Below are 23,819 nucleotides of genomic sequence, written 5' to 3' on the forward strand. Positions count from 1 at the left end.
GAAGACGGGGCTTTAGAAATAGACATCTGCGGCTGCGATCGCGATGGGGCCTTTGGCGGTCTTGAGAATGAGATTTCCAAATGCATCAATTGTCTGGAAGATACCGGTGATTTCCTCCTGCGAGGTTCTGGCGGTAATCACCTCGCCCAATCGGGCTGCGTGTCTAAGCCAGTTTTCCCGGATCACCTCAAAACCCATCTTGGAAAAAATCGCCTCTTCCGTGGCAAAATTCGCAGCCAGAGCGTTCAGGAATTCATCAGGCGTCACGCTTTGCCCACTTTCCTCAAACAAGGCTACGGGTGGAAAACTGGCGTCCTGTACGTTTTTTGGGGCGTGTTGCAGGTTGACCCCAATCCCCACCGCAAGCCAGCTCACAGCTTCTGAATTGCCAGCACTTTCAAGCAATATCCCCGCGACCTTGCCGCCATTCAACAAGACATCATTGGGCCATTTCAGCGATAATCTGGTCCGATCCACATAAAGCGCCAATGTCTCGTAAAGTGCGTTGGCAGCGAAGAAAGACCGATAGGCCGCATCTGCCACGGGACCGCCCGGCTTCATGACCAGCGTTGCTGCCAGATTGCCGTCCGGGTTCGCCCAAGTCTTCCCCCTACGGCCACGGGCAGCGGTTTGCTGGCGGGCCATGATCCATGTCGGGCGCTTCAGATCACCTGCAATCCGGGCCGCTTGCGCATTGGTGCTGTCCACACGATCAAAGATGATCCGATCATAGCCCTCGGGCCATAGGGTGCCCTCAGTTGACAAGAGCCCCTGCCGCAACCGCTGCGATACTTTCGATCCCGAACAGATTGATCACACCAATCACCATGACAGCAGCAGACCCCATCAAAAGCGCCCAAGAGATCATCGGCATCGATCCATCAAGCGCGTCGCGTTCTTCGCCGAAATACATGTAGTAGATGATACGCAGATAATAGAATGCGCCAATCACCGAAGCCACAACCCCCGCAACTGCAAGCCATGCCATATCCGCATCCACTGCGGCTTTCAGAACGTAGAATTTGCCAAAGAACCCGACAAGCGGCGGGATACCAGCAAGCGAGAACATCAGCACCAGCATCGCCAGCGCACGACCGGGTTGGTAGCTGGAGTAGTTTTGCAGCGCATCAATATCCGTGACGGGTTGGCCGTCTTTCTCCATCGACAGGATGAAAGCGAAGGTGCCGATATTCATCGTTACATAGATCGCCATATAGATCAGCATGGCTTGCACGCCTTCGGCCGTGCCAGACGCCAGACCCATCAACGCGAACCCCATATGCGCGATCGAGGAATAGGCCATCAGCCGTTTGATGTCGCGCTGGCCAATCGCGGCAATCGCCCCAAGGAACATGGAAGCCACAGACAGGAACGCCACAATCTGGCTCCAATCCGCGACGGCTCCGCCGAACGCATCGTGAACCACACGTGCAAACAGACCCATTGCAGCAACTTTCGGCGCGGTGGCGAAGAAAGCGGTGATCGGCGTGGGGGAGCCTTCGTAGACATCAGGCGTCCACATATGAAAGGGCGCTGCCGAAACTTTAAACGCAAGCCCTGCGATCACGAAGACAAGGCCGAACAGCAGACCAAGGCCAATCTCACCTTCTGTGGCAGTGCTGACGATACCTTCAAACAGGGTCGTGCCCGCATAGCCATAGACCAGTGACGCGCCATAAAGCAGCATGCCTGACGACAGGGCACCAAGTACGAAATACTTCAACCCCGCCTCGGTCGAGCGCACGCTATCGCGGCGCAAAGCTGCAACCACATAGAGAGACAGCGATTGCAGCTCTAGCCCCATGTAAAGCGCCATCAAATCCCCGGCAGAGACCATCATCATCATGCCGACAACTGCCAGCGCCACCAATATCGGGTATTCAAAGCGCAGCAGGTCGTTGCGGGTCATATAATCCTGAGACAGCAAAAGGATCGCAGCCGCTGACAAAAGGATTGTGACCTTTGCGAAGCGGGAAAACGCATCATCGATAAATGCGCCGCCAAAGGCTGTGTTCACACCCTCGCCGCCGAAACCAATCCAGAGCGACAAGAAAACAAACAGCCCCGAGGTTATCCAAAGGACCAGAGGCGCTGTCTTGTCTTTGCCAGTGTAGACCGCCACGATCAAAGCAGCCATCGCGAAGACAGCGAGGATCACCTCGGGCAGAACAACAGCAATATCAGCCTGTATCATATTGGGCGTCCTTAATTCTCGGCCAAAGCCGTGGCGTTGCCAGTATCCAGCAATGCCGTATCATAGTTAGAGATCAGCGCCTCAACGCTTGGTCCGATAATATCGAGCACCGGCGCAGGGTAGACGCCAAGAAGGATTGTCATAAAGACAAGCGGCGCAAAGATAGCGCGCTCCCGCCCTGTCATGTCAGTGATCGACTTGAGGCTTTCCTTGATCAGATCCCCAAGGACCACCCGGCGGTACAGCCAAAGCGCGTAAGCCGCCGACAGGATCACGCCTGTTGTGGCAAACATCGCGACCCACGTGTTGACCTGGAACACGCCCATAAGCGTCAGGAATTCTCCGATAAAGCCTGATGTGCCCGGCAGACCAACATTTGCCATGGTAAACAGCATGAAGATCAATGCGTAAGCTGGCATCCGGTTGACGAGCCCGCCATAGGCGTCGATCTCACGCGTATGCATCCGGTCATAAATAACGCCCACGCACAGGAACAGCGCGCCGGAAATAAAGCCATGGCTGATCATCTGGAAAATCGCGCCATCGATGCCTTGCTGATTTACTGTGAAAATCCCCATTGTCACATAGCCCATATGCGCAACCGAGGAATAGGCGATCAGCTTCTTCATATCCTGCTGTGCCAGCGCCACAAGGGAGGTGTAGATAATGGCAATCACACTGAGCCAAAGCACAAAGGTTCCCAAAACTTCAGAGCCTACGGGGAACATCGGCAGGCTGAACCGCAAGAAACCGTAGCCGCCCATTTTCAAAAGGATTGCCGCCAGCACGACGGAACCTGCGGTAGGTGCCTGCACGTGTGCGTCAGGCAGCCATGTGTGCACAGGCCACATCGGCATCTTCACTGCGAAGCTGGCAAAGAAGGCCAACCACATCAGGGTTTGCATGCCGCCAACAACCGTAACCCCCGCGATATCGAACGTCTCGGATGCGAAACTGTGGGTCATCAGCGAGGGAATATCCGTTGTACCTGCGTCCACATACATCGCGATCATCGCCACCAGCATCAGGACCGAGCCGAGAAGCGTGTAGAGGAAGAACTTGAAGCTCGCATAAATCCGGTTCGCACCGCCCCAGATGCCGATGATCAGGAACATCGGGATAAGGCCCGCCTCGAAGAACAGATAAAACAGGATCAGATCAAGCGCACAGAACACGCCCAGCATCAGCGTTTCCAGCAACAGGAACGCGATCATGTAATCCTTGACGCGGTGGGTGACGTCCCAGCAGGACGCAATCACCAGCGGCATCAGGAACGTGGTCAGCAGGACAAAAAGGATCGAAATCCCGTCCACGCCCATCTTATATTTCATGCCCAGAAGCCAGTCCCGTTCTTCCACGAATTGGAAACCGGTATTGGCAGGGTCAAAGCCCGTATATAGGAAAATCGACACCACAAAGGTGGCCGAGGTCGCAACCAGCGCCAGCCACTTGGCGTTACGCTGCGCAGCCGCGTCATCACCGCGCAAAAACAGCGCGAGGATGAGTGCCGCAACCAGTGGCATAAAGGTGATGATAGAGAGAAGGTTTTCCATTATTCAGCCCCTCCACCAACACTGCCGGTGATAGCAAAGTAAGTGATCAGCAACACCACGCCCAGCACCATCGCGAAAGCATAGTGGAACATGAAACCTGACTGCGCGCGCCCTGCAAGGCGTGTGAAGAAAGGAATGATCCCCATGGCCAGCCCGTTGATGCCACCGTCAATGACAGCACCGTCCCCACGTTTCCACAGGAAGCTTCCCAGCCATTTAATTGGACGCACGAAGACGATGTCGTAAAGCTCATCAAAATACCATTTGTTCAGCAGGAATTCGTAAAGCGGGCGCTGCGCCTCGGCCAGACGCCCCGGAAGCTTTGGATTTTTGATATAGAACAGCCAGGCTGTCATAAATCCGATCAGCATCGCAGCGAAGGGCGAGACCTTCACCCATTTGGGCGCGTGGTGTGCGTCGTCCATAACGTGATTATCGGGGGCCATGTAAATGGCACCCTGTCCCGGAACAGCAGCGGTTTTCTCTTCGCCATGATCCCCACCATCGTCATCTTCTGTCTCATCAGCCGCCAGGGCTGTCATGCTGAGCAACTCTGGGGCAACCAAAGCGTGCTCTTCGCCTGAAATGCCAAAGAATTTTTCGACCGAATGATGATCACCGAAGAAAGGTTTGTAGAAAACCATTCCCGACAGGACCGCACCAATGGCCAGCGCGCCCAGTGGGACCAGCATCGTTTTCGGGCTTTCGTGGGCATGTTCGTGGATGTGCTTGTCCCCACGCTCATATCCATAGAACGTCATGAACATCAACCGCCATGAATAGAAACTGGTAAACAGTGCTGCGACAACCAGTAGCCAGAATGCATAGCCCGAGCCTGAGGCATAGGCGCTCTCGATAATCGCGTCTTTCGACAGGAAGCCGGCAAACCCGATATGTGTCAGCGGTATCCCCACACCGGTAATGGCAAGTGTGCCGATCATCATCGCCCAGAAGGTCATCGGTATCTTGCCGCGCAGGTTACCATAGTTGCGCATGTCCTGTTCGTGGTGCATGGCATGGATGACCGAGCCCGCACCAAGGAACAGCATCGCTTTGAAAAATGCGTGCGTTAGCAGGTGGAACATTGCCGCCGAGTAAACACCGACGCCAGCCGCCACGAACATATAGCCTAACTGCGAACAGGTCGAATAGGCGATAACCCGTTTGATGTCATTCTGCACAAGCCCGACAGTTGCCGCGAAGAAGGCTGTTGAGGCGCCGATGATAACGATGAAATTCGTGGCCCCTGGCGCAAATTCCATCAAGGGTGACATACGGCAGACAAGGAACACACCCGCCGTGACCATCGTTGCAGCGTGGATCAGCGCGGAAACCGGCGTCGGGCCTTCCATCGCATCGGGCAGCCATGTGTGCAGGAAAAGCTGCGCTGATTTGCCCATAGCCCCAACGAACAGAAGGAAAGCAATGACCTCGGCTGCATTCCAGTCGCGCCATAGGAAGGTCAGTTGCGTTTCAGCAATCGTTGGGGCGGCTGCGAAAATGTCGGAGAAATTGATCGAGTCTGTCACATAAAACAGCCCGAAAATGCCAAGCGCAAAGCCAAAATCACCCACGCGGTTGACGACAAACGCCTTGATCGCAGCGGCATTGGCGGATGGTTTGCGATAGTAGAACCCGATCAGCAAGTAGGATGCGACGCCCACGCCCTCCCAACCGAAGAACATCTGCACAAGATTGTCAGCTGTAACCAGCATCAGCATGGCAAATGTGAAGAAGGACAGATAGGCGAAGAAACGTGGCTTATAGACTTCACCTTCGCGGAAGTTCTCATCATGGGCCATGTAGCCAAAGCTATACAGATGCACGAGGCTGGACACCGTTGTAATGACGATTAGCATAATCGCCGTCAGACGGTCCATCCGAATGGCCCAGGATGTATCAAGCGTGCCCGATTGTATCCATCGCAAGATCTCGATCTGTTCGGTCGTACCATCAAAGGTCAGAAAGACAACCCAGCTTAGAATTGCGCTAAGGAAGAGTCCTCCGGTTGCGATCACGCAGGCTGCCTGTTCGCCAATGAGTTTCCAGCCAAAGCCGCAGATCAGCGCCCCGATGATTGGGGCAAAGAGGATGATGGTTTCCAAGGTTTTAACCCTCTTTCTTCTTGTCTTTTGGCGCAACGTCCGGCCAAGCAAAGTAAAGCACCATTGCGCCACCACCGACGCCCGCGATCAAAATGGCAACCAACATTGCTCCGGTCATATCCTCAGCCCTTCATCACGTTAACATCTTCAACAGCAATCGTACCGCGATTACGGAAGAAACAGACCAGAATAGCCAGCCCAATCGCAGCCTCTGCCGCGGCGACGGTGAGCACGAACAGAGTAAAGACCTGTCCGACCAAATCACCCGCAAAGCTGGAGAAAGCCACAAGGTTTATATTGACAGACAGCAACATCAGCTCGATCGACATCAGGATCACGATGACATTCTTACGGTTCACGAAAATGCCGAAAATGCCGATCACAAACAGCGCAGCCGCGACAGTGAGATAATGTTCAAGTCCGATCATTTCATATCTTTCTTTGAGTATATCGCTGCATCATTGGAAAAATGCCCCTTCAGCTGGCACAGCGCCACCGCCCGTTATGCTATGGCCACCCCCATGAACAAGGTCCACAGGCGAAACACCAAGCACTGTAATTTGCACAAACATCAGCGCAAGGAAGCCGAATATAACGACGCGTTTCATCACAACCCCTGCCCCGGTTTGACGTCCTTCAGCTCTAACTGCTCTGCTGGATCGCGGTAAATTTGGCTCAGGATGTTCTGGCGTTTAACGTCCTCGCGGTGGCGCAGGGTCAATACGATGGCACCGATCATGGCGACCAGCAGGATCAGACCTGCCGCCTGAAACAGGTAGATGTATTTCGTATAGATCAGCTGGCCTAAGGCCACGGTGTTTTGTGTTTCTGACAGTGCGGGCGTTACGGCGTCACGCAGATCAGCCGCGTTTTCTGCCGTCTCCCAGACGCCGAAAACCAGCGCCAGTTCCATCAGCAGGATTACCCCTATTAACCCTGCAAGCGGGACGAACTTCGCCAGCTCCCCTCGCAATTCGGCGAAATCAACATCCAGCATCATCACCACGAACAGGAACAGTACCGCGACCGCACCCACGTAGACGATGATCATCAGCATCGCGACGAATTCAGCGCCCAACAGAATGAAGAGACCCGCAGAAGACAGGAAGGCCAGGATCAGCCAAAGCACGGAATGCACAGGATTTTTCGAGACCACAACGAACAGCCCAGCTGTCACCACGGTTATGGCAAACATATAGAATGCAAAATCGGCGAACCCCATTAGGTGTCTCCTTCAGGTGTGTCCAAAACTTCGGTCGCCAGTTCCATTGCCTTGCTCATGGCAGGCACGCCACCAAACATCGCGGCCTGCGCAATAGTCTCGGCGATTTCTTGTTTCGTAGCACCTGCCTCGACCAGATGGCGCACGGTCAACCTGATCTGCGCTTCGGCTTGTGCGCCTTGAATGGTCAGCCCTGTCAGCGTCAAAAGCAGCCGCGTCTTGGCGTCGAGCCCATCCGGGTTGAAGGTCTTGCCCATGAACTGCTCCAACATCTCGGCAGACATGGTAGGCATCATGTTCTCAAAACCTTTGGGCGTGAATGCCTCCAGCGCAGGGTTCATGGCTTTGGCCATGTCCTGGCCCATACGCATCATAGCGTCGAAAGGGTTTTTGGCATCCGTCATTCGATCATCTCCAGGCGCATCTTAATTTCCGCTACTAGCGCTTGAAAGCTACCAAGTTCTCCAGCCTCTTCCCAAAGTGCGGCAAGTTCAGATGTTTTCGGATCTTTCATCGTCGCTGCGACTACAGCGATGGCCTGTTTTGGGCCGTCATCCAACGCGGCAACCTCAGTAGAATGCTCTCTAAGATTAGTAAGCGTCTCGGGGTCAAACTTTGGATTGGGATGTCCATACGCGGTCGCCACGACTTCGGCGGCCGCTAATCCCATAGAAGCTTCGGGGGCCTCGAGATACCCTGCATCAAAAGATGCCAATGCATCTGAAAACGCGGAAGCTACAGCCAACGCGCCAGCAGACTCGTAGTCGTATAGCCAATCTCCGGCATCATCATTCTCAAATACTCCTATTCCCCAAGCACCCATGATCAGTCTTCCTACCTATACGGTGCATCTATCTCAAGGTTACGCGCGATCTCGGCTTCCCAGCGCTCTCCATTTTCCAGTAGCTTTTCCTTGTCATAAAACAACTCTTCACGGGTCTCGGTGGCGAACTCAAAATTCGGGCCTTCGACAATGGCATCCACCGGACAGGCCTCTTGGCAGAAGCCGCAATAGATGCATTTGGTCATGTCGATGTCATAGCGCGTGGTACGCCTGCTGCCGTCATCACGGGGCTCGGCGTCAATGGTGATCGCCTGCGCTGGACAAATCGCCTCGCAGAGCTTGCAGGCAATACAGCGTTCCTCACCATTCGGGTAGCGACGCAAGGCATGTTCGCCGCGGAAACGAGGCGACAAAGGCCCTTTCTCGTGCGGGTAGTTCACTGTCGCCTTGGGCGCGAAGAAATATTTGAACCCCAACCCGAACCCTTTGAAGAAGTCAAAGAGCAGGAAGTATTTTGCTTTGCGCGTGAAAGACGTTGCCATATCAGCCTCCAACAGCCCAGCGGGCGTAAGTACCACCAAAGGCGCCAAATTGTGCAAAGAAAGCTACAAGCACGACCCATGCCAAGCTGAATGGCAGGAAGACTTTCCAGCCCAAACGCATCAGTTGGTCGTAGCGGTAGCGCGGGACGATGGCTTTGACCATCGAGAACAGGAAGAAAAATACGCTCATCTTGGCAACCATCCACAGCGCCCCATCCGGGATACCCGGAATAGGTGACAGCCAGCCGCCAAAGAACAGAAGCGTGATCAGGGCGCACATCAAGAAGATGGCAATATATTCGCCCGCCATGAACAACAGGAACGGGGTCGAGGAATATTCGACCTGATAGCCTGCTACCAGCTCGGATTCCGCTTCTGGTAGATCGAATGGGGGGCGGTTGGTTTCAGCCAATGCCGAGATGAAGAACAGGAACACCATCGGAAAATGTGGCAACCAGTACCATGAAAAGAAGCCATAAGACCCATCCTGCGCCCGCACGATATCACCGAAATTCAGACTTCCTGTCGAGATTATTACCCCGATAATGATCAGACCAATCGAGACCTCATAGGAAATCATCTGTGCCGCTGAGCGTAGGGATCCAAGAAACGGGTATTTGGAGTTCGAGGCCCAGCCACCCATAATCACGCCGTAGACCTCTAAAGAACCGATGGCGAAGATATACAAAACCGCGACATTGAGGTCGGCCAATACCCAAGTATCATTGAACGGGATCACCGCCCAGCTGATCATCGCCAGCACAAATGCCAGAAGCGGGGCGAGCATGAACACCGTCTTGTCCGCGCCTGCCGGAATGACGATTTCCTTGACGACGTATTTCAGCGCGTCCGCCACTGTTTGCAGCAAGCCGAACACACCCACCACATTTGGACCACGCCGCATCTGCACAGCGGCCCATATCTTGCGGTCGCCATAGACAAGGAACAGCAGTGAGATCATCACGAACGCGATCACCGCAAGACCTTGCGCCACGATGATCAGGGCAATCCCCGGTCCGGTTGCTAGAAAGTCAGCCATATATCCTCACACCGTCGGTATGCCATTTTCCTTGCAGTCATCGACCACAACTTCGGCATCAATCGTTCTCAATCCTTCGGGCAATGCTGCCGAGATGGTGTAAACCGCATCCCCGCGCCAGATGCCACCCTTTTCCGCAACATTTGTCCGCAGATGTCGCGCAAAACCGTATCCTCTGATCAATGCATACTGCGCTGCGGCGCATTTTCCGTAGTCTGCCACGTCCTCATTGTCCCTCGCGCCTTCCATTGTCACCAGAAAACTGACCAATTCGTCATCCAGCTTGCGAGTCTCGATCCCTTGTAGACGGGCTCAAAAGGGACTTCTTCTAAGTCCTGCGATGGCGGTGCCTCGGCACATCCCGTCAAGGCAAGCGCCAGACCCGCAATATGAGGGCCGCGTAACACCCTTACTCAGCGGCCATCGAGGTTGCTGAGGCCCGCGCCTTGGCATTGGCGCTTAGCTCTGCCATCAGTTCAGAAGCACGTGCAATCGGATTGGTAAGATAGAAATCCTTGATTGCGTTCCGGAAATCAGCCTTGCCCGGTTTTGTGGTTTTCAGCGGCTGCCATGCATTTTCCGCAACCTCATCAATCAACGCCAGATGCGGTACCTCTTTGACAAGCGCCTGACGTAGCTGCGCAAGGCTGTCATAGGGCAGCGTCGCGCCCAGCTCGGCGCTAAGCGCGCGCAGAATGGCCCAGTTTTCTTTGGCATCGCCTGGTGCAAACCCTGCCCGCAGTGCCAGTTGAGGGCGGCCTTCCGTGTTCACAAACAGCCCCTGTTCTTCCGTATAAGCGGCCCCCGGCAGAATAATATCAGCGCGATGCGCCCCACGATCCCCATGCGAGCCCTGGTAGATCACAAACGGTCCATCCGCGATGTCCACCTCATCCACCCCAAGATTGTAGATCACCTCGGCATCTTTCAGACCGCCAATCCCGGTGTCAGAGGTACATCCCGCATCCATCGCACCAACGCGACCAGCCGCAGTATGCAGCACCATGAACTTCGAATTGGTTTTCTCGGCCAATTCCATCGCCATCGCCAGCACGGCTTCGCCATCGGCTTCCTGAAGCGCGCCTTGACCAATAATGATGATCGAGTTTTTCTCTAACACAGGACCAAACTGATGGCCGATCAGCTTTTCCAACGCTGCCCGATCCGTACCCGCATGAGCATATTCATATGTTAAATCAACGGCTTCGCCAACAAGGCCAATGTTGCACCCATTGGTCCAGGCTTTGCGAATACGGGCATTCAGCACTGGTGCTTCCAGCACCGGGTTGGTGCCGATCAACTGGATCATCTGCGCGTCATCGATATCTTCGATGCTTGCCGTACCCACATAGGCAGACCGGTTCCCGGCGGGCAGTTTTGCGCCATCCACACGGCATTCAACCTGACCGCTCTGCCCTTCGACCAACTGCTTCAAGGCAAATGCTGCTTCTACGGGCACAAGATCACCGACCAGCCCCATGACCTTCTTGCCTTTCATTGCCGCCGCCGTCGCAGTCAAGGCTTCGCCCCAGTCGGCTTTGCGTAGTTTGCCATTCTCGCGAATGTAGGGCGTATCCAAGCGTTGCCGGCGCAAGCCGTCCCAGACAAAGCGCGTTTTGTCGGAAATCCATTCCTCATTCACGCCATCATGGTTACGCGGCAAAAAGCGCATGACTTCACGCCCCTTGCAATCCACCCGAATGTTCGAGCCAAGCGCATCCATCACGTCGATGCTTTCGGTTTTCGTCAGCTCCCAAGGGCGCGCGGTGAAGGCATAAGGTTTGGAAACCAACGCACCAACCGGGCACAGATCGATGATGTTACCTTGCAGGTTGCTGTCCAGCGTCTCGCCCAGATATGATGTGATCTCTGCATCCTCGCCACGACCTGTCTGGCCCATCTGCGTGATGCCCGCGACCTCGGACGTAAATCGCACACAGCGCGTGCAGGAAATGCAGCGTGTCATATGGGTTTCGACGAGCGGGCCAAGGTCCAGATCAGTCACAGCGCGTTTGGGTTCGCGATAGCGCGAGAAATCAACACCATAGGCCATGGCCTGATCCTGCAGATCACACTCCCCCCTGATCGCAAATCGGGCAATCCAACGGGTGGTTGATCAGCAAGAACTCCATCACGCCTTCGCGGGCCTTCTTAACCATGGGGCTGTTCGTTTTGACCACTGGCGGCTGGCCTTCTGGGCCGGGGCGCAAGTCACGCACCTGCATTGCACAAGAGGCCGCTGGCTTGGGCGGGCCACCCACGACTTCAACCAGACACATCCGGCAGTTACCGGCAATGGTCAGGCGCTCATGATAACAAAACCGCGGTATCTCGATCCCTGCCTGCTCACACGCCTGAATAAGCGTCATGGCCGGATCGACCTCGATTTCCTGATCGTCGATGATGATTTTGCGTAGATCGCTCATTTTTATCCTCTTGCCTCAACTTCGGCGTAGGTGTTCGTATCCAAATAGGTCTTGCATGTCATTCAGCCGCGACCTGACAGCCATGGGTTTGCCACATCGTCGCGTTTTCTAGATATTTCCAACCAAACGCATGATCGCTGTCACCATGGTTTTGCAAATGATCCAACCGTTCCAGTGCTTCATCCAATGTAGGTCGATGACCTGCGGGAACCCACCACATGACAAAATGCATGTCGTTCATAACTTCGAACCATTCTTCACGGCGTTCGTAGAATTGCTTGTGGATCGTCCCCCAAACGAATTTTTCAAGCGACGGCGCATCTTCCCAAATCGAAAGGTTTGAAACATGAAGCGGATCGCCATCAATTGCGTTTTCCGTATTCCCAGTCCCAGGCTCGCCCGAGCCTTCCATCATCCACACAAAACCCGGCATTCGCCTGCCAAGCCCGTTGATCCGGTCGAGATTATCCATGAAATCCTTGACACGCGGATCATCTGTCGGGGCCACAAGACGCCCGACATTAAGTTCCGCAAGGTGATGGTTGGCTGGTTGCATCCGTTATCTCGCTGTACATCTTGCGTTAAAAATCAGCTTGCCGCCATCCTGCTTGAAGGCCCAATCGCGGGTCGCTGGATCGATCTTCCATTGCGTGTCAGAGCCGCCATAGGTGAAAAGACAATATTGCGTAGCCTGAAACCGCACGCTTTCACGCACTTCATCAAGCCCGGCACCACGGTTCGCGACTGACACCGAAAAATTCCGCTTATCCTCGCCTTTGGACAGTTTCGCCTTGAACGGCAGAGCGCGCTCGCTCTGCGCATTTCGGGTCGAGCCACCCCGAAAGAGACCGCAAGACGCAAGGCTTGTCACAAGAAGCAGGATCAAAAAGATGCGCATCATTTACTCCGCAGTGACATGTGTTTGCCAGACATATTGATCCAATCGGCAACATTTATGAAAGACCTGACACGCAGATCATCAATCTGGCCCCAAACAAACCCAACTTTCAGCGTTACAAGGTGATGAACGGACAGTTGCATCTAGTTCTTCTCGTCAAGATTTGCTTCGAACAGCATCTTTGAAATAAGCGTTGTCCCTAATTCCATATAAGTTTGGCCAACGGTACAATAAGCGTTGCTGTCGGACCCTTCAGTCACCCCTCGCTCACTCAAGAAGGCTATAACCGCTTCCGCCATAACCTCATCATCACGATAGACACTTACAGCCTCATCCCAAGCCTCAAAGGATGGGTAGACTGTTTCTGCGACCCTAATCAAAGGCTTTATTTGTTTATTGATCGAAGCTTGATCAAAAGAAATAGAAGGACATTCTGCGCCAATTTTTTGTGCAACAGTGCCTGCGAAAACAATATCAACAAAAGTCAGCTCCAACGTTTTCTTCAAAACGTCTTCATTGGCAAATGCCGGAGCCCCGGCACACAGCGCACATGTCAGCACATAAATTCCAAAACGCATCACTGTCTTCCTATTCCGCTGCCACCTGAACGCCGCCGCCGCGTTTGTGCTTGATACGATCTTCGATCTCATCACGGAAATGCCTGATCAACCCCTGGATCGGCCATGCGGCGGCATCTCCCAATGCGCAGATCGTATGACCTTCGACCTGCTTGGTGACGTCCAGCAGCATGTCGATCTCTTCGGGCTCGGCATCGCCTTTGACCAGTCGGTCCATCACGCGCATCATCCAGCCTGTTCCTTCACGGCACGGCGTACACTGGCCACAGCTTTCGTGCTTGTAGAACTTCGACAACCGCCAGATCGCCTTGATCACATCGGTGGAATTATCCATCACGATCACCGCCGCAGTCCCAAGACCTGACTGCTGTTCGCGCAGCCAGTCAAAGTCCATAATGGCGTCTTCCTTCATGATCTTGCCCGGCAACATCGGAACAGACGACCCACCCGGGATCACAGCTTTCAAATTGTCCCAGCCGCCACGAATACCGCCACAGTGCTTGTCGATCAATTCTTCAAAACTGATGCTCATCGCCTCTTCAACGACGCAAGGGTTATTCACGTGGCCTGAAATAGCAAAGAGCTTGGTGCCCGCATTGTTCGGCCGCCCAAACCCTGCAAACCACTCTGCCCCACGGCGCAGGATGGTCGGCACGACAGCAATGGATTCCACATTATTCACGGTTGTCGGGCAACCATAAAGCCCTGCACCAGCCGGAAATGGCGGTTTCATGCGTGGCATACCCTTCTTGCCTTCAAGGCTTTCCAGAAGCGCTGTTTCCTCGCCACAGATATAAGCGCCAGCACCGTGATGCAGATAAACGTCGAAATCCCAACCGGACTTGGCTGCATTCTTGCCCAGAAGGCCCGCCTCGTAGCATTCATCAATTGCGTTTTGCAGCGCTTCTTTCTCGCGGATATATTCTCCGCGGATATAAATATAGCACGCATGCGCATTCATCGCGAAGCTGGCAATCAGACAGCCTTCGATCAGCGTATGCGGATCGTGGCGCATAATCTCGCGGTCCTTGCACGTGCCGGGCTCGGATTCGTCGGCGTTCACGACCAGATAGGCCGGGCGACCGTCGCTTTCTTTCGGCATGAAGGACCATTTCAGCCCCGTTGGAAACCCTGCCCCACCGCGCCCACGCAAGCCCGATGCTTTCATGTCATCAATGATCTTGTCGCGACCACCTTTGATGATATTCGCCGTGCCGTCCCAATGCCCGCGCGCCTTCGCCCCCCTCAAAGAGCGGTCCTGCATCCCGTAAAGGTTGGTGAAAATACGGTCCTTGTCTGCCAGCATCGCCTAGCTACCTTTATGTTCCTGGCGCGCACGCCAGACCCGAAATAATACGACCAGCGCCCAGATGAACGCAGCCCCTGCGGCCAGATCGAACAGAAAGGCAAACCGTACCGGCCAGCCTAACTGCCCCCTAACCATTGCGCCCCTATCCAAACAAACATCGTGACAAAAATCACGATGGCCGCTTGTCGCGCCTGTTTGACAAGACGCGGATCCCCATCCGAGGGCCCGGTCATGATTTAAGCGTCATATACACCGCCCTTTTTGACCTTCTTGGAGAAGTCAGTTTCGCCTCCTTTAGCAAGAAGCTTGGCCTGATCAACCCAATTATCGCGGCTGACGCGTCCCTTGAATTTGGGTAGGTTCCCATCAACCCACTCGACCTCTTTTTTGCGCCACGACGCAACCTGATCAAAGTGATAGATGCCCATCTCGTTCAACATCTTTTCCATCTGCGGGCCAACGCCCTTGATCTGCTTGAGATCATCCGGGCCACCTTCACGTGGCGCGCTGAGCAATTCTGGCTTGCCGTCTGCAGCAACGGGTTTCGCTGCAGCAGCAGGTTTTGCCTTTACCGGTTTGGGCGCAGGTTCGGGTGCTGGCTCAACAACAGGTTCCGGCGCTGGCGCGGCTTCTGCAACTGGTTCTGGCGCGGGTGCAGGCTTTGCGACTGGCTCAGGTTCAGGCGCTGGTGCAGGTTTTGTTTCCCCAACGACTGTCGAGCCCATTGCAGCAGATGCAGGCTTGGTAGGTTCAAGCGTGACCTCATTCGGGCCGGGCAAGGGCTTGCACAATGTCCAACTCAGCAACACCCCGGCCAGCGCGCACACCACCAGACCAAAGAATATACCTGCGACAATCGCAAAGCCCGCCAATACAATCAGCATGGTTGCGATAAACACGCCCCCAAGTGCTGCTATAAGCCAGCAGGTCACTGCGCATGTCAGTCCTCCGGAATTCTGGTTCATTATTCCACTCCCTAGTCCGTTATAGTCTTACTTGTAGACACCGCCTTTTTTCGCACGGTTTGAAAACTCCGTCTCTTCTCCTTTGGCAAGCTTGTCAGCCTGCTCAACCCATTTATCCCGCGACACGCGACCTTTGAAGCCTTCCAGATTTTCATCCACCCAGGCAACCTCATCCGCAGCCCACTTGGATATCTGATCGAAATGAAAAACACCCAGTTTGTGTAACAGCGTCTCAAGCTTGGGCCCGACACCCTTGATCATCTTCAGGTCGTCTGGCCCACCCTTACGAGCTTCTTTCCGAAATTTAGGCTTCTTTCCACTTTTTACTTCGGCAGCTTTCGCAGGTTCAGTGCTGCGCGGACGCGCCTTGCTTTTCGCAGCTGCCGCACGTTTGTCGACACCGGTTTCATCAACTGGTGTACCTTCTGACAGGTCAGGGGACGCGGGCACTGGTTTTGATTTGGATCGTCCCGCAGGCTTGCCTTGCCAAGGCGTGATCAGCGGCACTTCTGTCCCGTCAATACGTTTCACGGTATCACCAATATCCACCGCAAGCTGGACAGAAGCGTTGTATTTCATCTTGCCGCTATCGAACTCTTTCAGGCTGGTCAGCCCTTTCAAAGGTTCCGCCGCAAACCGCCCATTCTGAGGCCCCGGCACCGGTACTTTGCCAGCGGCCAATTCATCAATGATTTCGCCCATGCGCTTGGCGGTCAGATCTTCGTAATAATCCTTGCCGATCTGTGCCATAGGCGCATTGGCGCAAGACCCAAGGCATTCGACCTCTTCCCAGGAAAACTTCCCATCCGCAGAAAGTTGGTGGGGTTTAGGCGCGATCTTGTCTTTACAAACTGCGATCAGGTCCTCGGCCCCGCAAATCATGCAGGACGTCGTGCCGCATACTTGAATATGCGCAACAGAACCAACGGGTTGCAGCTGAAACATAAAGTAGAACGACGCCACTTCCAAGGCCCTGATATAGGCCATCCCCAACATATCAGCCACGGATTCAATGGCTGGGCGGGTCAACCAGCCTTCCTGTTCCTGTGCGCGCCACAACAGCGGTATAATCGCGCTGGCCTGACGGCCCTCGGGGTATTTTGTAATCTGGGCTTCGGCCCAGGCTTGATTGGCGGGCGTGAAGGCAAATGCTTCGGGCTGGGATGGATGAAGGCGGCGTAGCATCAGTTATTGAACTCTTCAGCTGGGATACAAATGGCAGACGCGTCTGCTGCGGCATCAGTAAAAACCGCATCTTCCAAGGCAATCTTGCACATATGCGATCCATCTTCCGTTTCGATCAGCATCACATCAGCGCGGACACTCTCATACCCCTCAGACAGATCGATAAGGTCACGAAGATGTTGATCTTCCGCGGATACGGTCGTGTCATCAAACACCGCGCTTGATACGCAAGCAGCACTTACATCGCCATCTGCGAATTCGGTTGTCTCTTCCGCGTAGGACGTAAAGGCTGTATCGCTCAGGTCGATTTTGCAGAATTGCGAGCCACTTTGGGTCTCGATCAAAACGACACCAGGGCGCAATTCAGTATAGCCGATAGATGTGTCAATCAGAGCCGAGAACGTCCCGCCCTCAACCCGGGCGGATCGGCTGTCAAACAGCGTGGCCGGGATACATGTGGAGGCGCTGGTTCCCGTTGTTCCGTCTTCCGCGTAGCTGGTAAACGCATCATCCCCGAAATCGAATTTGCAAAATTGAATGGCACTTTCACCTTCAATCATCAGCACATTGTCCCGCAGGGACGTATAGCCTTCAGAGGTATCAACGAGGTCAGACAGAACCAGACCGTCTGATTGCGGCAGAGCCGCATTGCCTTCAAATGCTGCCAATGGAATACACAGGGCTGGATCGACCTCAACCTCACCGTTTGCGGCATAAGCTGCAAAAACGTCGTCGGGCGTGGTGAACTGACACAAAAAGACATCGTCCTCGCCCTCAATGATCACAGCACCAGGGCTCAAATTGACGTATCCTTCAGAGGTATCGATCAATTCGGACACTGCATCTTGCGCAAAGGCTGGGCCAGCCAACAAGCTAAGCGTCACCAGTGTTGTAAGTGTTTTTTTCATCAGTATAGCTTTCTGCATCTATCAAGGTTTGAAGGCTGCGCAGCCGCTGTCGTGCATAAAAACTGCGGCAACCCGTCTTCGGCCTCTGACAACAAGACCATGACCAGACCGTCAGCAGTCACATGGGACGCGATAAGCCCGTAACCTTTATCCGACAATTCTGACCACGAAAAATACGTACCTTGCGTATAAAGTGCGGCGGAACCGCTTCCAAAACGGTCGTCAAATTTCTCACGCTCGCCCAGATTGTTCCGAAGTTTCTCGATCTCATCCAGCGTTGGCCGCGCATCCTGAGCCTGCGCCGCCAAAGGGCAGAGCAGGACAGACATCAGGGTCAGGCTTTTTGTGATCACCGATCAATCTCCCCTAAGACAATATCCATTATTATCTTGATGATCATCACTGAGCTAAACATCTTTCGCACATGCCCCAACTTCTGAAACAATCACTTCAGCGCCGTTTGCGGTTACATTCGCTCGGAACTGACCACGTTCAATAAGCTGTCGCGTATAGACTTTAGTGAAAAACCGATCATTTTCCGGCGTGCGCTTCAAGTCGCGGTTTAGACGATAACCTTCGGAATACCGCACAGATGGCGGTTTTTCAGGATTAAAAGAGCACCCATTTCTTTCGACTGCTTGCACTAATGCATTAATGTCTGAGCCATCGACAAGACCGTTCTCATCGGCGCAGGATGCAAGAGCAATGCCCGCGAAAAATAGAAATACGGATTGCTTTATCACCGGTCAATCTCCCCGAAGACAACGTCCATTGTGCCAATACTCGCGGCCACATCCGCCAATTGGTGCCCTTTGCATATGTAATCCATCGCCTGCAGACGCAGCACCTCCATTACACGAAAAGAGCGCCCCACGTTTTCAGCGACCCAATGGGAAAGTCTTTCACATATCTGCATGCAACCCCTCACCCTAGCAATCCACTAACGTCATGATCTTGGTCTGTTCGTTGAAATTGGCCCGACCTGCTTTCTCTAAGTCAAAATAGGCTTGATCCTTGCGTTCCAGTGCATCCCCTTCGACCCATTGGTTCTCTTGATCTTTAGCCGATATATTTGCCTCGCGATAAACAACCTCCAGAAACAGATCGAACATGGCAAGAATATCCGGACTATGGTTGAAATCGACACTACACCCCACTTGCCGCAATGCGTTGGCATAAGCGTCTTCCAGCATCACAGCATCTAGCGCCCTGATCCGGTCACGGGCGGGGTTTGGTGTATCATGACCAGTTGCCAGTGCAGGGCTTGTTGCCACATACACAGCCAAAACCGTTGTTTGTAAAATAGTTTTGAGTCTGGAGGCCATTACACACACCCTTTGATGCGCAGCTTAATGCCATCATTATTGCGCACGGCAATACCTTCCTTGGCCCAGCTTTGAACGATCTTACCGACTTCGCGCTTATTAAACCCTTGGGCTTTAAGCAAGCGGTCGCCATCTTGCTCGCTCATAATACAGCCATTGTCACGGATGACTTGCAGGAGGCGCAAACCTTCTTTGCTTCGCCCTGCCGTATGATTTTTGCCAGGACAAATCGACGGGTTCAAAACTATCTTACCACTCTCAAACCATGCAAGATTTTTATCCTCAAGCCGTTTTAAGGCTTTATCCATATTCTTTTCGCTCAAGCTTGAGGTGGCAGCGTTGAATTGTGGCGCCGACATGATGCAGCCATTGCTGCTGACAATCTTTATAATGGCATCTGACTGCGCATTCACACTTTGCGCTGCCAGCGGATTTCCCAAAAGACACGCAAAAACTATTGCACTGCCAAGATATGTCTTGCAGCGCTGTTTCACCGGTCAATCTCCCCGAAGACAACGTCCATTGTGCCAATAATCGCGGCCACATCCGCCAATTGATGGCCTTTGCATATGTAATCCATCGCCTGCAAATGCAGAAACCCCGGCGCGCGAAGCTTGGCGCGGTAGGGTTTGTTGGTGCCATCGGCGACCAGATAAACACCAAATTCACCTTTGGGGGCCTCGACCGCCGCGTAAACTTCTCCGGCTGGCACATGGAAGCCTTCCGTATACAGCTTGAAGTGGTGGATCAGCGCCTCCATCGACGTTTTCATCTCACCACGGGTCGGCGGGGTCATCTTGCCGCGGGCCATGATCTCACCCGGTTCTGCCCGTAGCTTGGCAATCGCCTGCAAAATGATTTTCACACTTTCGCGCATCTCGGCCATACGAACCAGATAGCGGTCAAAGCAATCACCGTTCTTGCCGACAGCAACCTTAAAATCAAACTCGTCATAGCATTCATAGGGCTGCGAGCGGCGCAAATCCCATGCAAGGCCCGAGCCGCGAACCATCACGCCCGAGAACCCCCAGTCCAGAATGTCCTGCTCAGTGACAATGCCGATATCCGCGTTACGCTGCTTGAAGATACGGTTATCCGACAGAAGACCATCGATATCGTCCAGAACCTTCGGAAAAGTCCCGCACCACGCCTCGATGTCATTCAGCAAATCATCTGGCAGATCCTGATGCACCCCACCGGGCCGAAAATAAGCCGCGTGAAGCCGCGCACCGCAGGCACGTTCATAAAAAATCATCAGCTTTTCGCGCTCTTCAAACCCCCAGAGCGGTGGCGTCAATGCCCCAACATCCAAAGCTTGCGTTGTAACATTCAGCAGGTGGTTCAGGACGCGCCCGATCTCGCAATACAGCACCCGGATCAAAGACGCGCGGCGCGGCACCTCGGTCTTTGTCAGCTTCTCAATTGCCAGACACCAGGCATGTTCCTGATTCATCGGCGCCACATAATCGAGTCTGTCAAAGTAAGGCAGGTTTTGCAGATAGGTGCGGCTTTCCATCAGCTTTTCAGTGCCACGGTGCAGCAGCCCGATATGGGGATCGCACCGCTCTACAATCTCGCCGTCCAGCTCCAGCACAAGACGCAAGACCCCGTGTGCTGCCGGGTGTTGTGGTCCGAAATTGATATTGAAATTCCGGATCTTCTGCTCACCCGTCAGAGCATCTTCGAAACCTTTAGAGCCGTCCATCACCCTTTCGCCTCCTCAGCTTTCTCATCGCCCGGCATGATGTATTCTGCACCTTCCCATGGGCTCATGAAATCGAATTGACGGTATTCCTGCACCAGCGAAACAGGTTCATAGACCACGCGTTTCTGTTCTTCGTCATAGCGTACTTCGACATAACCCGTGGTCGGGAAGTCTTTGCGCAGCGGATACCCGCGAAAGCCATAATCCGTCAGGATACGGCGCAGATCAGGATGGCCCGAGAACAAGATGCCATACATGTCGAACACTTCCCGCTCGAACCAGTTGGCCGCCGGGAAGGTCTCGATGATCGATGGCACAACTTCATCCTCACGGATCGCCATTTTCACCCGAATGCGATGGTTCTGGTACATCGACAAATACTGGTACACCATATCAAACCGCTCTACCCGCGTTGGATAATCCACTGACGTAATATCGATCAGCGTCGAGAATTTGCAGTTCCGGTCCGTCTTCAGAAATTCGGTGAATGCCAACAGGGATGACGGCGCGATCTGAACTGTCAGCTCATCATTTGCGATCTCGGTGGTGAGCACACAGTCGGGCCGCTTCAGCTCGATATGAGCGGCAAGTTCACGCAGGGCTTCACTCATCTTACAATTGTCCCCGTCCGGCGAATTTTGCGTTGCAGTTGCAGAATGCCATACAGCAATGCCTCTGCTGTGGGTGGGCAGCCGGGGACGTACAAATCAACCGGCACGATACGATCACATCCACGCACCACGGAATAGCTGTAATGATAATACCCACCACCATTGGCGCAGGACCCCATCGAGATCACGTAGCGCGGCTCCGGCATCTGATCATATACTTTGCGCAACGCCGGGGCCATCTTGTTCGTTAATGTCCCTGCCACGATCATCAGGTCCGACTGGCGCGGGGATGCCCGCGGGGCCGTGCCAAAGCGTTCCAGATCATACCGCGGCATGGAGGTGTGCATCATCTCAACCGCGCAACAGGCCAGCCCGAAGGTCATCCAGTGCAGTGAACCTGTGCGCGCCCAGTTGATAATATCCTCGGTCGAGGTGACAAGGAATCCCTTGTCCTGCAGTTCCGCATTCAGCGCTTGCGTGGCGACATCCTTATCGAAGCCCGCAGTGTTAGGGCCAGCAGCTACTCCCATTCCAGAGCTCCTTTTTTCCACTCATAGGCAAAGCCAATGGTCAGTATCGCAAGGAACACCATCATCGACCAGAACCCCAGCAGCCCGACATCCTTGAACGCTACGGCCCACGGAAACAGAAATGCGACTTCGAGATCAAAGATAATGAACAGGATCGACACCAGATAGAAGCGCACATCGAACTTCATGCGCGCATCGTCAAAGGCATTGAACCCGCATTCATAGGCCGAGACCTTTTCCGGGTCAGGATTGCGCACTGCAACCACTACGGCAGCAAGGATCAGAATTAACCCAAGGGCTACGGCCATCCCCAGAAAAATCAAGATCGGAAGGTAATCTCTCAGAAGCTCGTCCACGCGTCTCTCCTTGGCATGTTCCGCTGATTATAAAGCGGAGCAATTAGCTGCGGTGATCTTTACGCGCGCGCGGATACAGGGTCAATGCGACAGAGGCGGGAAAATCTGCGATTGATCCGCGCGTTTTTGACTTATACCAATCCTAGGCTTGCTCGTTTCGGGCCTTCAAAATACCCTAATTTTTTATAACAAGATCAAAGCAGAATTATTTGTTACGGAAGAGCCGCATGAACACTCGAATTGAACAATCCGTTTTGCCCAATGGCATTACTGTTGTCACAGATCACGCACCACATTTCCAAAGCGTTGCGATTGCGATCGGAATCAAGGTCGGCTCGGTCAATGAGCCGGAAGAACTTGCTGGTATTTCTCACATACTTGAACATTTAGTATTTCGCGGCACGCAGAAACGCTCAGGCGATGAGTTGCAGCGGGCGTTTGCACAATCAGCGGGCTATCTCAATGCTCAGACAACAGAAGACTCGACTGTTTTTCATGGGATTATCCTACGTGACGATCTGGCCCATGCAATCTCGTTGATGGGTGAAATGGTTAGTCAACCGCTTCTGGATGCCGACGATCTGGAGTTGGAAAAGAAGATTGTAGAACAGTAAAGCTGCCGAGGATGCGCAAATTGCACGATGCGCGATTCGGCCTTTGATCAGGCCTTTCCGGATCAACCTTTGCGTCAACCAATCATAGGTTATCAAGACACAGTGGACGACCTGACAGTCGATGATCTGGTTGCCCATCATCGCGCGGCTTATGTTGGAGGCAATATCGTGGTGTCGACCTGTGGCAATGTCGATCACGCGGATGTCGTTGGAATGGTTGAGGATGCGCTTGGTCATCTGCCGTCAGGACAGCGGATGCCCGCGCCCGAACTCACCTATGCACCCGGTGAGTTACATAACGGACATGGTGGTGATCAAGGCACGCTTCGGTTGATTTTTCCGATAACCGAGTTTGACTTGAAAATGCACCGCGCCGCGACACTGATCTATGATTGTCTCGGCGGTCATGGTTATTCATTGCTCATGAAAGAGCTGCGCGAGAAACGCGGCCTCGTCTATAACTGCTGGGCGGATGCCTATACGGTCGCGGGACAGAATTTGGTGATGTTTGAGGCGACAGGCGAAGCGCGCAAAATGCCCGAGATCACGGACATCATGATCAACACGATCCGCGACTTTGCCTTGAACCCAACACAAGAAGAGCTCGACCACGCAAAGCAGCGTATGCATGCCAACATATTCATGGCCCTCGATCATCCATCTGCGCGTATCGATTATGTCGCAAATGATATTTTTGAGCGTGGTAAGGTCTTGGACATAAAAGAGAAATACGATGGTTATCAGGCGCTCACACTCAGTGATCTTGCGAAGGCTGGACAGATGCTATTGATGCAACCACCCACGATTATCTCGGCCGGGCCGACCCGGGGTAAGCCCAAATTCGACGCGATACGCGCGGCTATCAGCGGTCGCGACACCACAAAGCCCGGTTTCAGACAACGGGCCAGTTGATCTGCTATAAAGAAGCCCTGACAGAAGGAGGGTAAACGGCCTACCAGGTTTGGGCCGT

28 protein-coding genes and 4 pseudogenes are annotated in these 23,819 nt (G+C 53.8%); 2 read left to right on the forward strand and 30 right to left on the reverse strand.

Annotation, left to right across the window (positions count from 1 at the left end; translation table 11 throughout):
• Positions 1-12 precede the first annotated feature (12 nt).
• The 30 genes and pseudogenes from ACZ1HF_RS06335 to ACZ1HF_RS06480 all read right to left on the reverse strand — a co-directional run bounded on the left by ACZ1HF_RS06335 (position 13) and on the right by ACZ1HF_RS06480 (position 22,235).
• The gene (locus tag ACZ1HF_RS06335; protein ID WP_472656703.1) at positions 13-765 is read right to left on the reverse strand and encodes a biotin--[acetyl-CoA-carboxylase] ligase; all 753 of its coding nucleotides are present in this window, start codon (positions 763-765) and stop codon (positions 13-15) included.
• The gene (nuoN, locus tag ACZ1HF_RS06340; protein WP_472656704.1) at positions 755-2,194 is read right to left on the reverse strand and encodes an NADH-quinone oxidoreductase subunit NuoN; all 1,440 of its coding nucleotides are present in this window, start codon (positions 2,192-2,194) and stop codon (positions 755-757) included. Before nuoN ends, ACZ1HF_RS06335 begins: the two co-directional genes overlap by 11 nt.
• An 11-nt stretch (positions 2,195-2,205) precedes the next feature.
• Complete coding sequence (locus ACZ1HF_RS06345) at positions 2,206-3,747, reverse strand: NADH-quinone oxidoreductase subunit M (RefSeq protein WP_472656705.1); 1,542 nt, start codon at positions 3,745-3,747, stop codon at positions 2,206-2,208.
• Complete coding sequence (nuoL, locus tag ACZ1HF_RS06350) at positions 3,747-5,852, reverse strand: NADH-quinone oxidoreductase subunit L (RefSeq protein WP_472656706.1); 2,106 nt, start codon at positions 5,850-5,852, stop codon at positions 3,747-3,749. The genes ACZ1HF_RS06345 and nuoL overlap by 1 nt, the downstream gene beginning before the upstream one ends.
• A gap of 122 nt (positions 5,853-5,974) precedes the next feature.
• Positions 5,975-6,280 carry an NADH-quinone oxidoreductase subunit NuoK gene (gene nuoK / locus ACZ1HF_RS06355; protein ID WP_472656707.1) on the reverse strand — a complete coding sequence of 102 codons (306 nt, stop codon included), beginning with the start codon at positions 6,278-6,280 and terminating at the stop codon, positions 5,975-5,977.
• Between the two features lie 30 nt (positions 6,281-6,310).
• Positions 6,311-6,460 carry a hypothetical protein gene (locus ACZ1HF_RS06360; RefSeq protein WP_472656708.1) on the reverse strand — a complete coding sequence of 50 codons (150 nt, stop codon included), beginning with the start codon at positions 6,458-6,460 and terminating at the stop codon, positions 6,311-6,313.
• Positions 6,460-7,074 (reverse strand): NADH-quinone oxidoreductase subunit J, encoded by a 615-nt coding sequence (locus tag ACZ1HF_RS06365; protein WP_472656709.1) that lies wholly within the window; start codon positions 7,072-7,074, stop codon positions 6,460-6,462. Before ACZ1HF_RS06365 ends, ACZ1HF_RS06360 begins: the two co-directional genes overlap by 1 nt.
• Positions 7,074-7,478, reverse strand: coding sequence for a carboxymuconolactone decarboxylase family protein (locus tag ACZ1HF_RS06370; protein WP_472656710.1), 405 nt, complete (start codon positions 7,476-7,478; stop codon positions 7,074-7,076). Before ACZ1HF_RS06370 ends, ACZ1HF_RS06365 begins: the two co-directional genes overlap by 1 nt.
• On the reverse strand, positions 7,475-7,897 hold the full coding sequence (locus ACZ1HF_RS06375; RefSeq protein WP_472656711.1) for a DUF4259 domain-containing protein: 423 nt from the start codon (positions 7,895-7,897) through the stop codon (positions 7,475-7,477). Before ACZ1HF_RS06375 ends, ACZ1HF_RS06370 begins: the two co-directional genes overlap by 4 nt.
• A gap of 11 nt (positions 7,898-7,908) precedes the next feature.
• The gene (nuoI, locus tag ACZ1HF_RS06380; protein ID WP_472656712.1) at positions 7,909-8,400 is read right to left on the reverse strand and encodes an NADH-quinone oxidoreductase subunit NuoI; all 492 of its coding nucleotides are present in this window, start codon (positions 8,398-8,400) and stop codon (positions 7,909-7,911) included.
• A gap of 1 nt (position 8,401) precedes the next feature.
• Complete coding sequence (gene nuoH / locus ACZ1HF_RS06385) at positions 8,402-9,439, reverse strand: NADH-quinone oxidoreductase subunit NuoH (protein WP_472656713.1); 1,038 nt, start codon at positions 9,437-9,439, stop codon at positions 8,402-8,404.
• 6 nt (positions 9,440-9,445) lie between these two features.
• Positions 9,446-9,846, reverse strand: a pseudogene (locus ACZ1HF_RS06390) (hypothetical protein).
• A gap of 2 nt (positions 9,847-9,848) precedes the next feature.
• Positions 9,849-11,865, reverse strand: a pseudogene (nuoG, locus tag ACZ1HF_RS06395) (NADH-quinone oxidoreductase subunit NuoG).
• Between the two features lie 58 nt (positions 11,866-11,923).
• Positions 11,924-12,421: a DUF3291 domain-containing protein gene (locus ACZ1HF_RS06400; protein WP_472656714.1), complete on the reverse strand. Its 498-nt coding sequence runs from the start codon at positions 12,419-12,421 to the stop codon at positions 11,924-11,926.
• A gap of 3 nt (positions 12,422-12,424) precedes the next feature.
• A complete protein-coding gene (locus ACZ1HF_RS06405; protein ID WP_472656715.1) occupies positions 12,425-12,766 on the reverse strand; it encodes a hypothetical protein in 342 nt (113 codons plus the stop codon).
• Positions 12,767-12,906: 140 nt separating this feature from the next.
• Positions 12,907-13,341, reverse strand: coding sequence for a DUF5333 family protein (locus tag ACZ1HF_RS06410; protein ID WP_472656716.1), 435 nt, complete (start codon positions 13,339-13,341; stop codon positions 12,907-12,909).
• Between the two features lie 10 nt (positions 13,342-13,351).
• Positions 13,352-14,647: an NADH-quinone oxidoreductase subunit NuoF gene (nuoF, locus tag ACZ1HF_RS06415; protein WP_472656717.1), complete on the reverse strand. Its 1,296-nt coding sequence runs from the start codon at positions 14,645-14,647 to the stop codon at positions 13,352-13,354.
• Between the two features lie 3 nt (positions 14,648-14,650).
• Positions 14,651-14,883, reverse strand: a pseudogene (locus ACZ1HF_RS06420) (DUF5337 domain-containing protein).
• A 3-nt stretch (positions 14,884-14,886) separates the two neighbouring features.
• A complete protein-coding gene (locus ACZ1HF_RS06425; RefSeq protein WP_472656718.1) occupies positions 14,887-15,615 on the reverse strand; it encodes a hypothetical protein in 729 nt (242 codons plus the stop codon).
• Positions 15,616-15,642: 27 nt separating this feature from the next.
• Positions 15,643-16,800 (reverse strand): NADH-quinone oxidoreductase subunit E, encoded by a 1,158-nt coding sequence (locus tag ACZ1HF_RS06430; RefSeq protein ID WP_472656719.1) that lies wholly within the window; start codon positions 16,798-16,800, stop codon positions 15,643-15,645.
• Complete coding sequence (locus tag ACZ1HF_RS06435) at positions 16,800-17,708, reverse strand: hypothetical protein (protein ID WP_472656720.1); 909 nt, start codon at positions 17,706-17,708, stop codon at positions 16,800-16,802. Before ACZ1HF_RS06435 ends, ACZ1HF_RS06430 begins: the two co-directional genes overlap by 1 nt.
• Positions 17,708-18,061: a hypothetical protein gene (locus ACZ1HF_RS06440; protein WP_472656721.1), complete on the reverse strand. Its 354-nt coding sequence runs from the start codon at positions 18,059-18,061 to the stop codon at positions 17,708-17,710. The genes ACZ1HF_RS06435 and ACZ1HF_RS06440 overlap by 1 nt, the downstream gene beginning before the upstream one ends.
• Before the next feature lie 54 nt (positions 18,062-18,115).
• On the reverse strand, positions 18,116-18,451 hold the full coding sequence (locus tag ACZ1HF_RS06445) for a hypothetical protein (protein WP_472656722.1): 336 nt from the start codon (positions 18,449-18,451) through the stop codon (positions 18,116-18,118).
• Positions 18,448-18,552: pseudogene (locus ACZ1HF_RS06450) on the reverse strand (NADH-quinone oxidoreductase subunit D-related protein); the annotation flags it as partial. The gene ACZ1HF_RS06445 and the pseudogene ACZ1HF_RS06450, both read right to left, overlap by 4 nt.
• Positions 18,553-18,637: 85 nt before the next feature.
• Positions 18,638-19,033: a hypothetical protein gene (locus ACZ1HF_RS06455; RefSeq protein ID WP_472656723.1), complete on the reverse strand. Its 396-nt coding sequence runs from the start codon at positions 19,031-19,033 to the stop codon at positions 18,638-18,640.
• Positions 19,033-19,527 (reverse strand): hypothetical protein, encoded by a 495-nt coding sequence (locus ACZ1HF_RS06460; RefSeq protein WP_472656724.1) that lies wholly within the window; start codon positions 19,525-19,527, stop codon positions 19,033-19,035. Before ACZ1HF_RS06460 ends, ACZ1HF_RS06455 begins: the two co-directional genes overlap by 1 nt.
• Positions 19,524-20,738 carry an NADH-quinone oxidoreductase subunit D gene (locus ACZ1HF_RS06465; RefSeq protein WP_472656725.1) on the reverse strand — a complete coding sequence of 405 codons (1,215 nt, stop codon included), beginning with the start codon at positions 20,736-20,738 and terminating at the stop codon, positions 19,524-19,526. The genes ACZ1HF_RS06460 and ACZ1HF_RS06465 overlap by 4 nt, the downstream gene beginning before the upstream one ends.
• On the reverse strand, positions 20,738-21,349 hold the full coding sequence (locus tag ACZ1HF_RS06470) for an NADH-quinone oxidoreductase subunit C (RefSeq protein ID WP_472656726.1): 612 nt from the start codon (positions 21,347-21,349) through the stop codon (positions 20,738-20,740). The genes ACZ1HF_RS06465 and ACZ1HF_RS06470 overlap by 1 nt, the downstream gene beginning before the upstream one ends.
• Positions 21,346-21,879, reverse strand: coding sequence for a NuoB/complex I 20 kDa subunit family protein (locus tag ACZ1HF_RS06475; RefSeq protein ID WP_472656727.1), 534 nt, complete (start codon positions 21,877-21,879; stop codon positions 21,346-21,348). Before ACZ1HF_RS06475 ends, ACZ1HF_RS06470 begins: the two co-directional genes overlap by 4 nt.
• Positions 21,870-22,235: an NADH-quinone oxidoreductase subunit A gene (locus ACZ1HF_RS06480; protein ID WP_472656728.1), complete on the reverse strand. Its 366-nt coding sequence runs from the start codon at positions 22,233-22,235 to the stop codon at positions 21,870-21,872. Before ACZ1HF_RS06480 ends, ACZ1HF_RS06475 begins: the two co-directional genes overlap by 10 nt.
• Positions 22,236-22,462: 227 nt before the next feature.
• Between ACZ1HF_RS06480 and ACZ1HF_RS06485 the strand changes: the two genes are divergently transcribed.
• Both ACZ1HF_RS06485 and ACZ1HF_RS06490 read left to right on the forward strand, forming a co-directional pair.
• A complete protein-coding gene (locus ACZ1HF_RS06485; protein ID WP_472656729.1) occupies positions 22,463-22,849 on the forward strand; it encodes a M16 family metallopeptidase in 387 nt (128 codons plus the stop codon).
• Positions 22,850-22,876: 27 nt separating this feature from the next.
• Positions 22,877-23,761, forward strand: coding sequence for a M16 family metallopeptidase (locus ACZ1HF_RS06490; RefSeq protein WP_472656730.1), 885 nt, complete (start codon positions 22,877-22,879; stop codon positions 23,759-23,761).
• Positions 23,762-23,819: the final 58 nt, after the last annotated feature.

The sequence above is a fragment of the Litoreibacter sp. GN1-5 genome, from assembly GCF_055693805.1.

Excerpts from the sequence above, each read along its gene's own strand:
- nuoN (WP_472656704.1), bottom strand. The coding sequence starts at position 2,194 with ATGATACAGGCTGATATTGCTGTTGTTCTGCCCGAGGTGATCCTCGCT.
- ACZ1HF_RS06345 (WP_472656705.1), bottom strand. The coding sequence starts at position 3,747 with ATGGAAAACCTTCTCTCTATCATCACCTTTATGCCACTGGTTGCGGCA.
- nuoK (WP_472656707.1), bottom strand. The coding sequence starts at position 6,280 with ATGATCGGACTTGAACATTATCTCACTGTCGCGGCTGCGCTGTTTGTG.
- ACZ1HF_RS06360 (WP_472656708.1), bottom strand. The coding sequence starts at position 6,460 with ATGAAACGCGTCGTTATATTCGGCTTCCTTGCGCTGATGTTTGTGCAA.
- ACZ1HF_RS06365 (WP_472656709.1), bottom strand. The coding sequence starts at position 7,074 with ATGGGGTTCGCCGATTTTGCATTCTATATGTTTGCCATAACCGTGGTG.
- ACZ1HF_RS06370 (WP_472656710.1), bottom strand. The coding sequence starts at position 7,478 with ATGACGGATGCCAAAAACCCTTTCGACGCTATGATGCGTATGGGCCAG.
- ACZ1HF_RS06375 (WP_472656711.1), bottom strand. The coding sequence starts at position 7,897 with ATGGGTGCTTGGGGAATAGGAGTATTTGAGAATGATGATGCCGGAGAT.
- nuoI (WP_472656712.1), bottom strand. The coding sequence starts at position 8,400 with ATGGCAACGTCTTTCACGCGCAAAGCAAAATACTTCCTGCTCTTTGAC.
- nuoH (WP_472656713.1), bottom strand. The coding sequence starts at position 9,439 with ATGGCTGACTTTCTAGCAACCGGACCGGGGATTGCCCTGATCATCGTG.
- ACZ1HF_RS06400 (WP_472656714.1), bottom strand. The coding sequence starts at position 12,421 with ATGCAACCAGCCAACCATCACCTTGCGGAACTTAATGTCGGGCGTCTT.
- ACZ1HF_RS06405 (WP_472656715.1), bottom strand. The coding sequence starts at position 12,766 with ATGATGCGCATCTTTTTGATCCTGCTTCTTGTGACAAGCCTTGCGTCT.
- ACZ1HF_RS06410 (WP_472656716.1), bottom strand. The coding sequence starts at position 13,341 with ATGCGTTTTGGAATTTATGTGCTGACATGTGCGCTGTGTGCCGGGGCT.
- nuoF (WP_472656717.1), bottom strand. The coding sequence starts at position 14,647 with ATGCTGGCAGACAAGGACCGTATTTTCACCAACCTTTACGGGATGCAG.
- ACZ1HF_RS06425 (WP_472656718.1), bottom strand. The coding sequence starts at position 15,615 with ATGAACCAGAATTCCGGAGGACTGACATGCGCAGTGACCTGCTGGCTT.
- ACZ1HF_RS06430 (WP_472656719.1), bottom strand. The coding sequence starts at position 16,800 with ATGCTACGCCGCCTTCATCCATCCCAGCCCGAAGCATTTGCCTTCACG.
- ACZ1HF_RS06435 (WP_472656720.1), bottom strand. The coding sequence starts at position 17,708 with ATGAAAAAAACACTTACAACACTGGTGACGCTTAGCTTGTTGGCTGGC.
- ACZ1HF_RS06455 (WP_472656723.1), bottom strand. The coding sequence starts at position 19,033 with ATGGCCTCCAGACTCAAAACTATTTTACAAACAACGGTTTTGGCTGTG.
- ACZ1HF_RS06465 (WP_472656725.1), bottom strand. The coding sequence starts at position 20,738 with ATGGACGGCTCTAAAGGTTTCGAAGATGCTCTGACGGGTGAGCAGAAG.
- ACZ1HF_RS06470 (WP_472656726.1), bottom strand. The coding sequence starts at position 21,349 with ATGAGTGAAGCCCTGCGTGAACTTGCCGCTCATATCGAGCTGAAGCGG.
- ACZ1HF_RS06475 (WP_472656727.1), bottom strand. The coding sequence starts at position 21,879 with ATGGGAGTAGCTGCTGGCCCTAACACTGCGGGCTTCGATAAGGATGTC.
- ACZ1HF_RS06485 (WP_472656729.1), top strand. The coding sequence starts at position 22,463 with ATGAACACTCGAATTGAACAATCCGTTTTGCCCAATGGCATTACTGTT.
- ACZ1HF_RS06490 (WP_472656730.1), top strand. The coding sequence starts at position 22,877 with ATGCGCGATTCGGCCTTTGATCAGGCCTTTCCGGATCAACCTTTGCGT.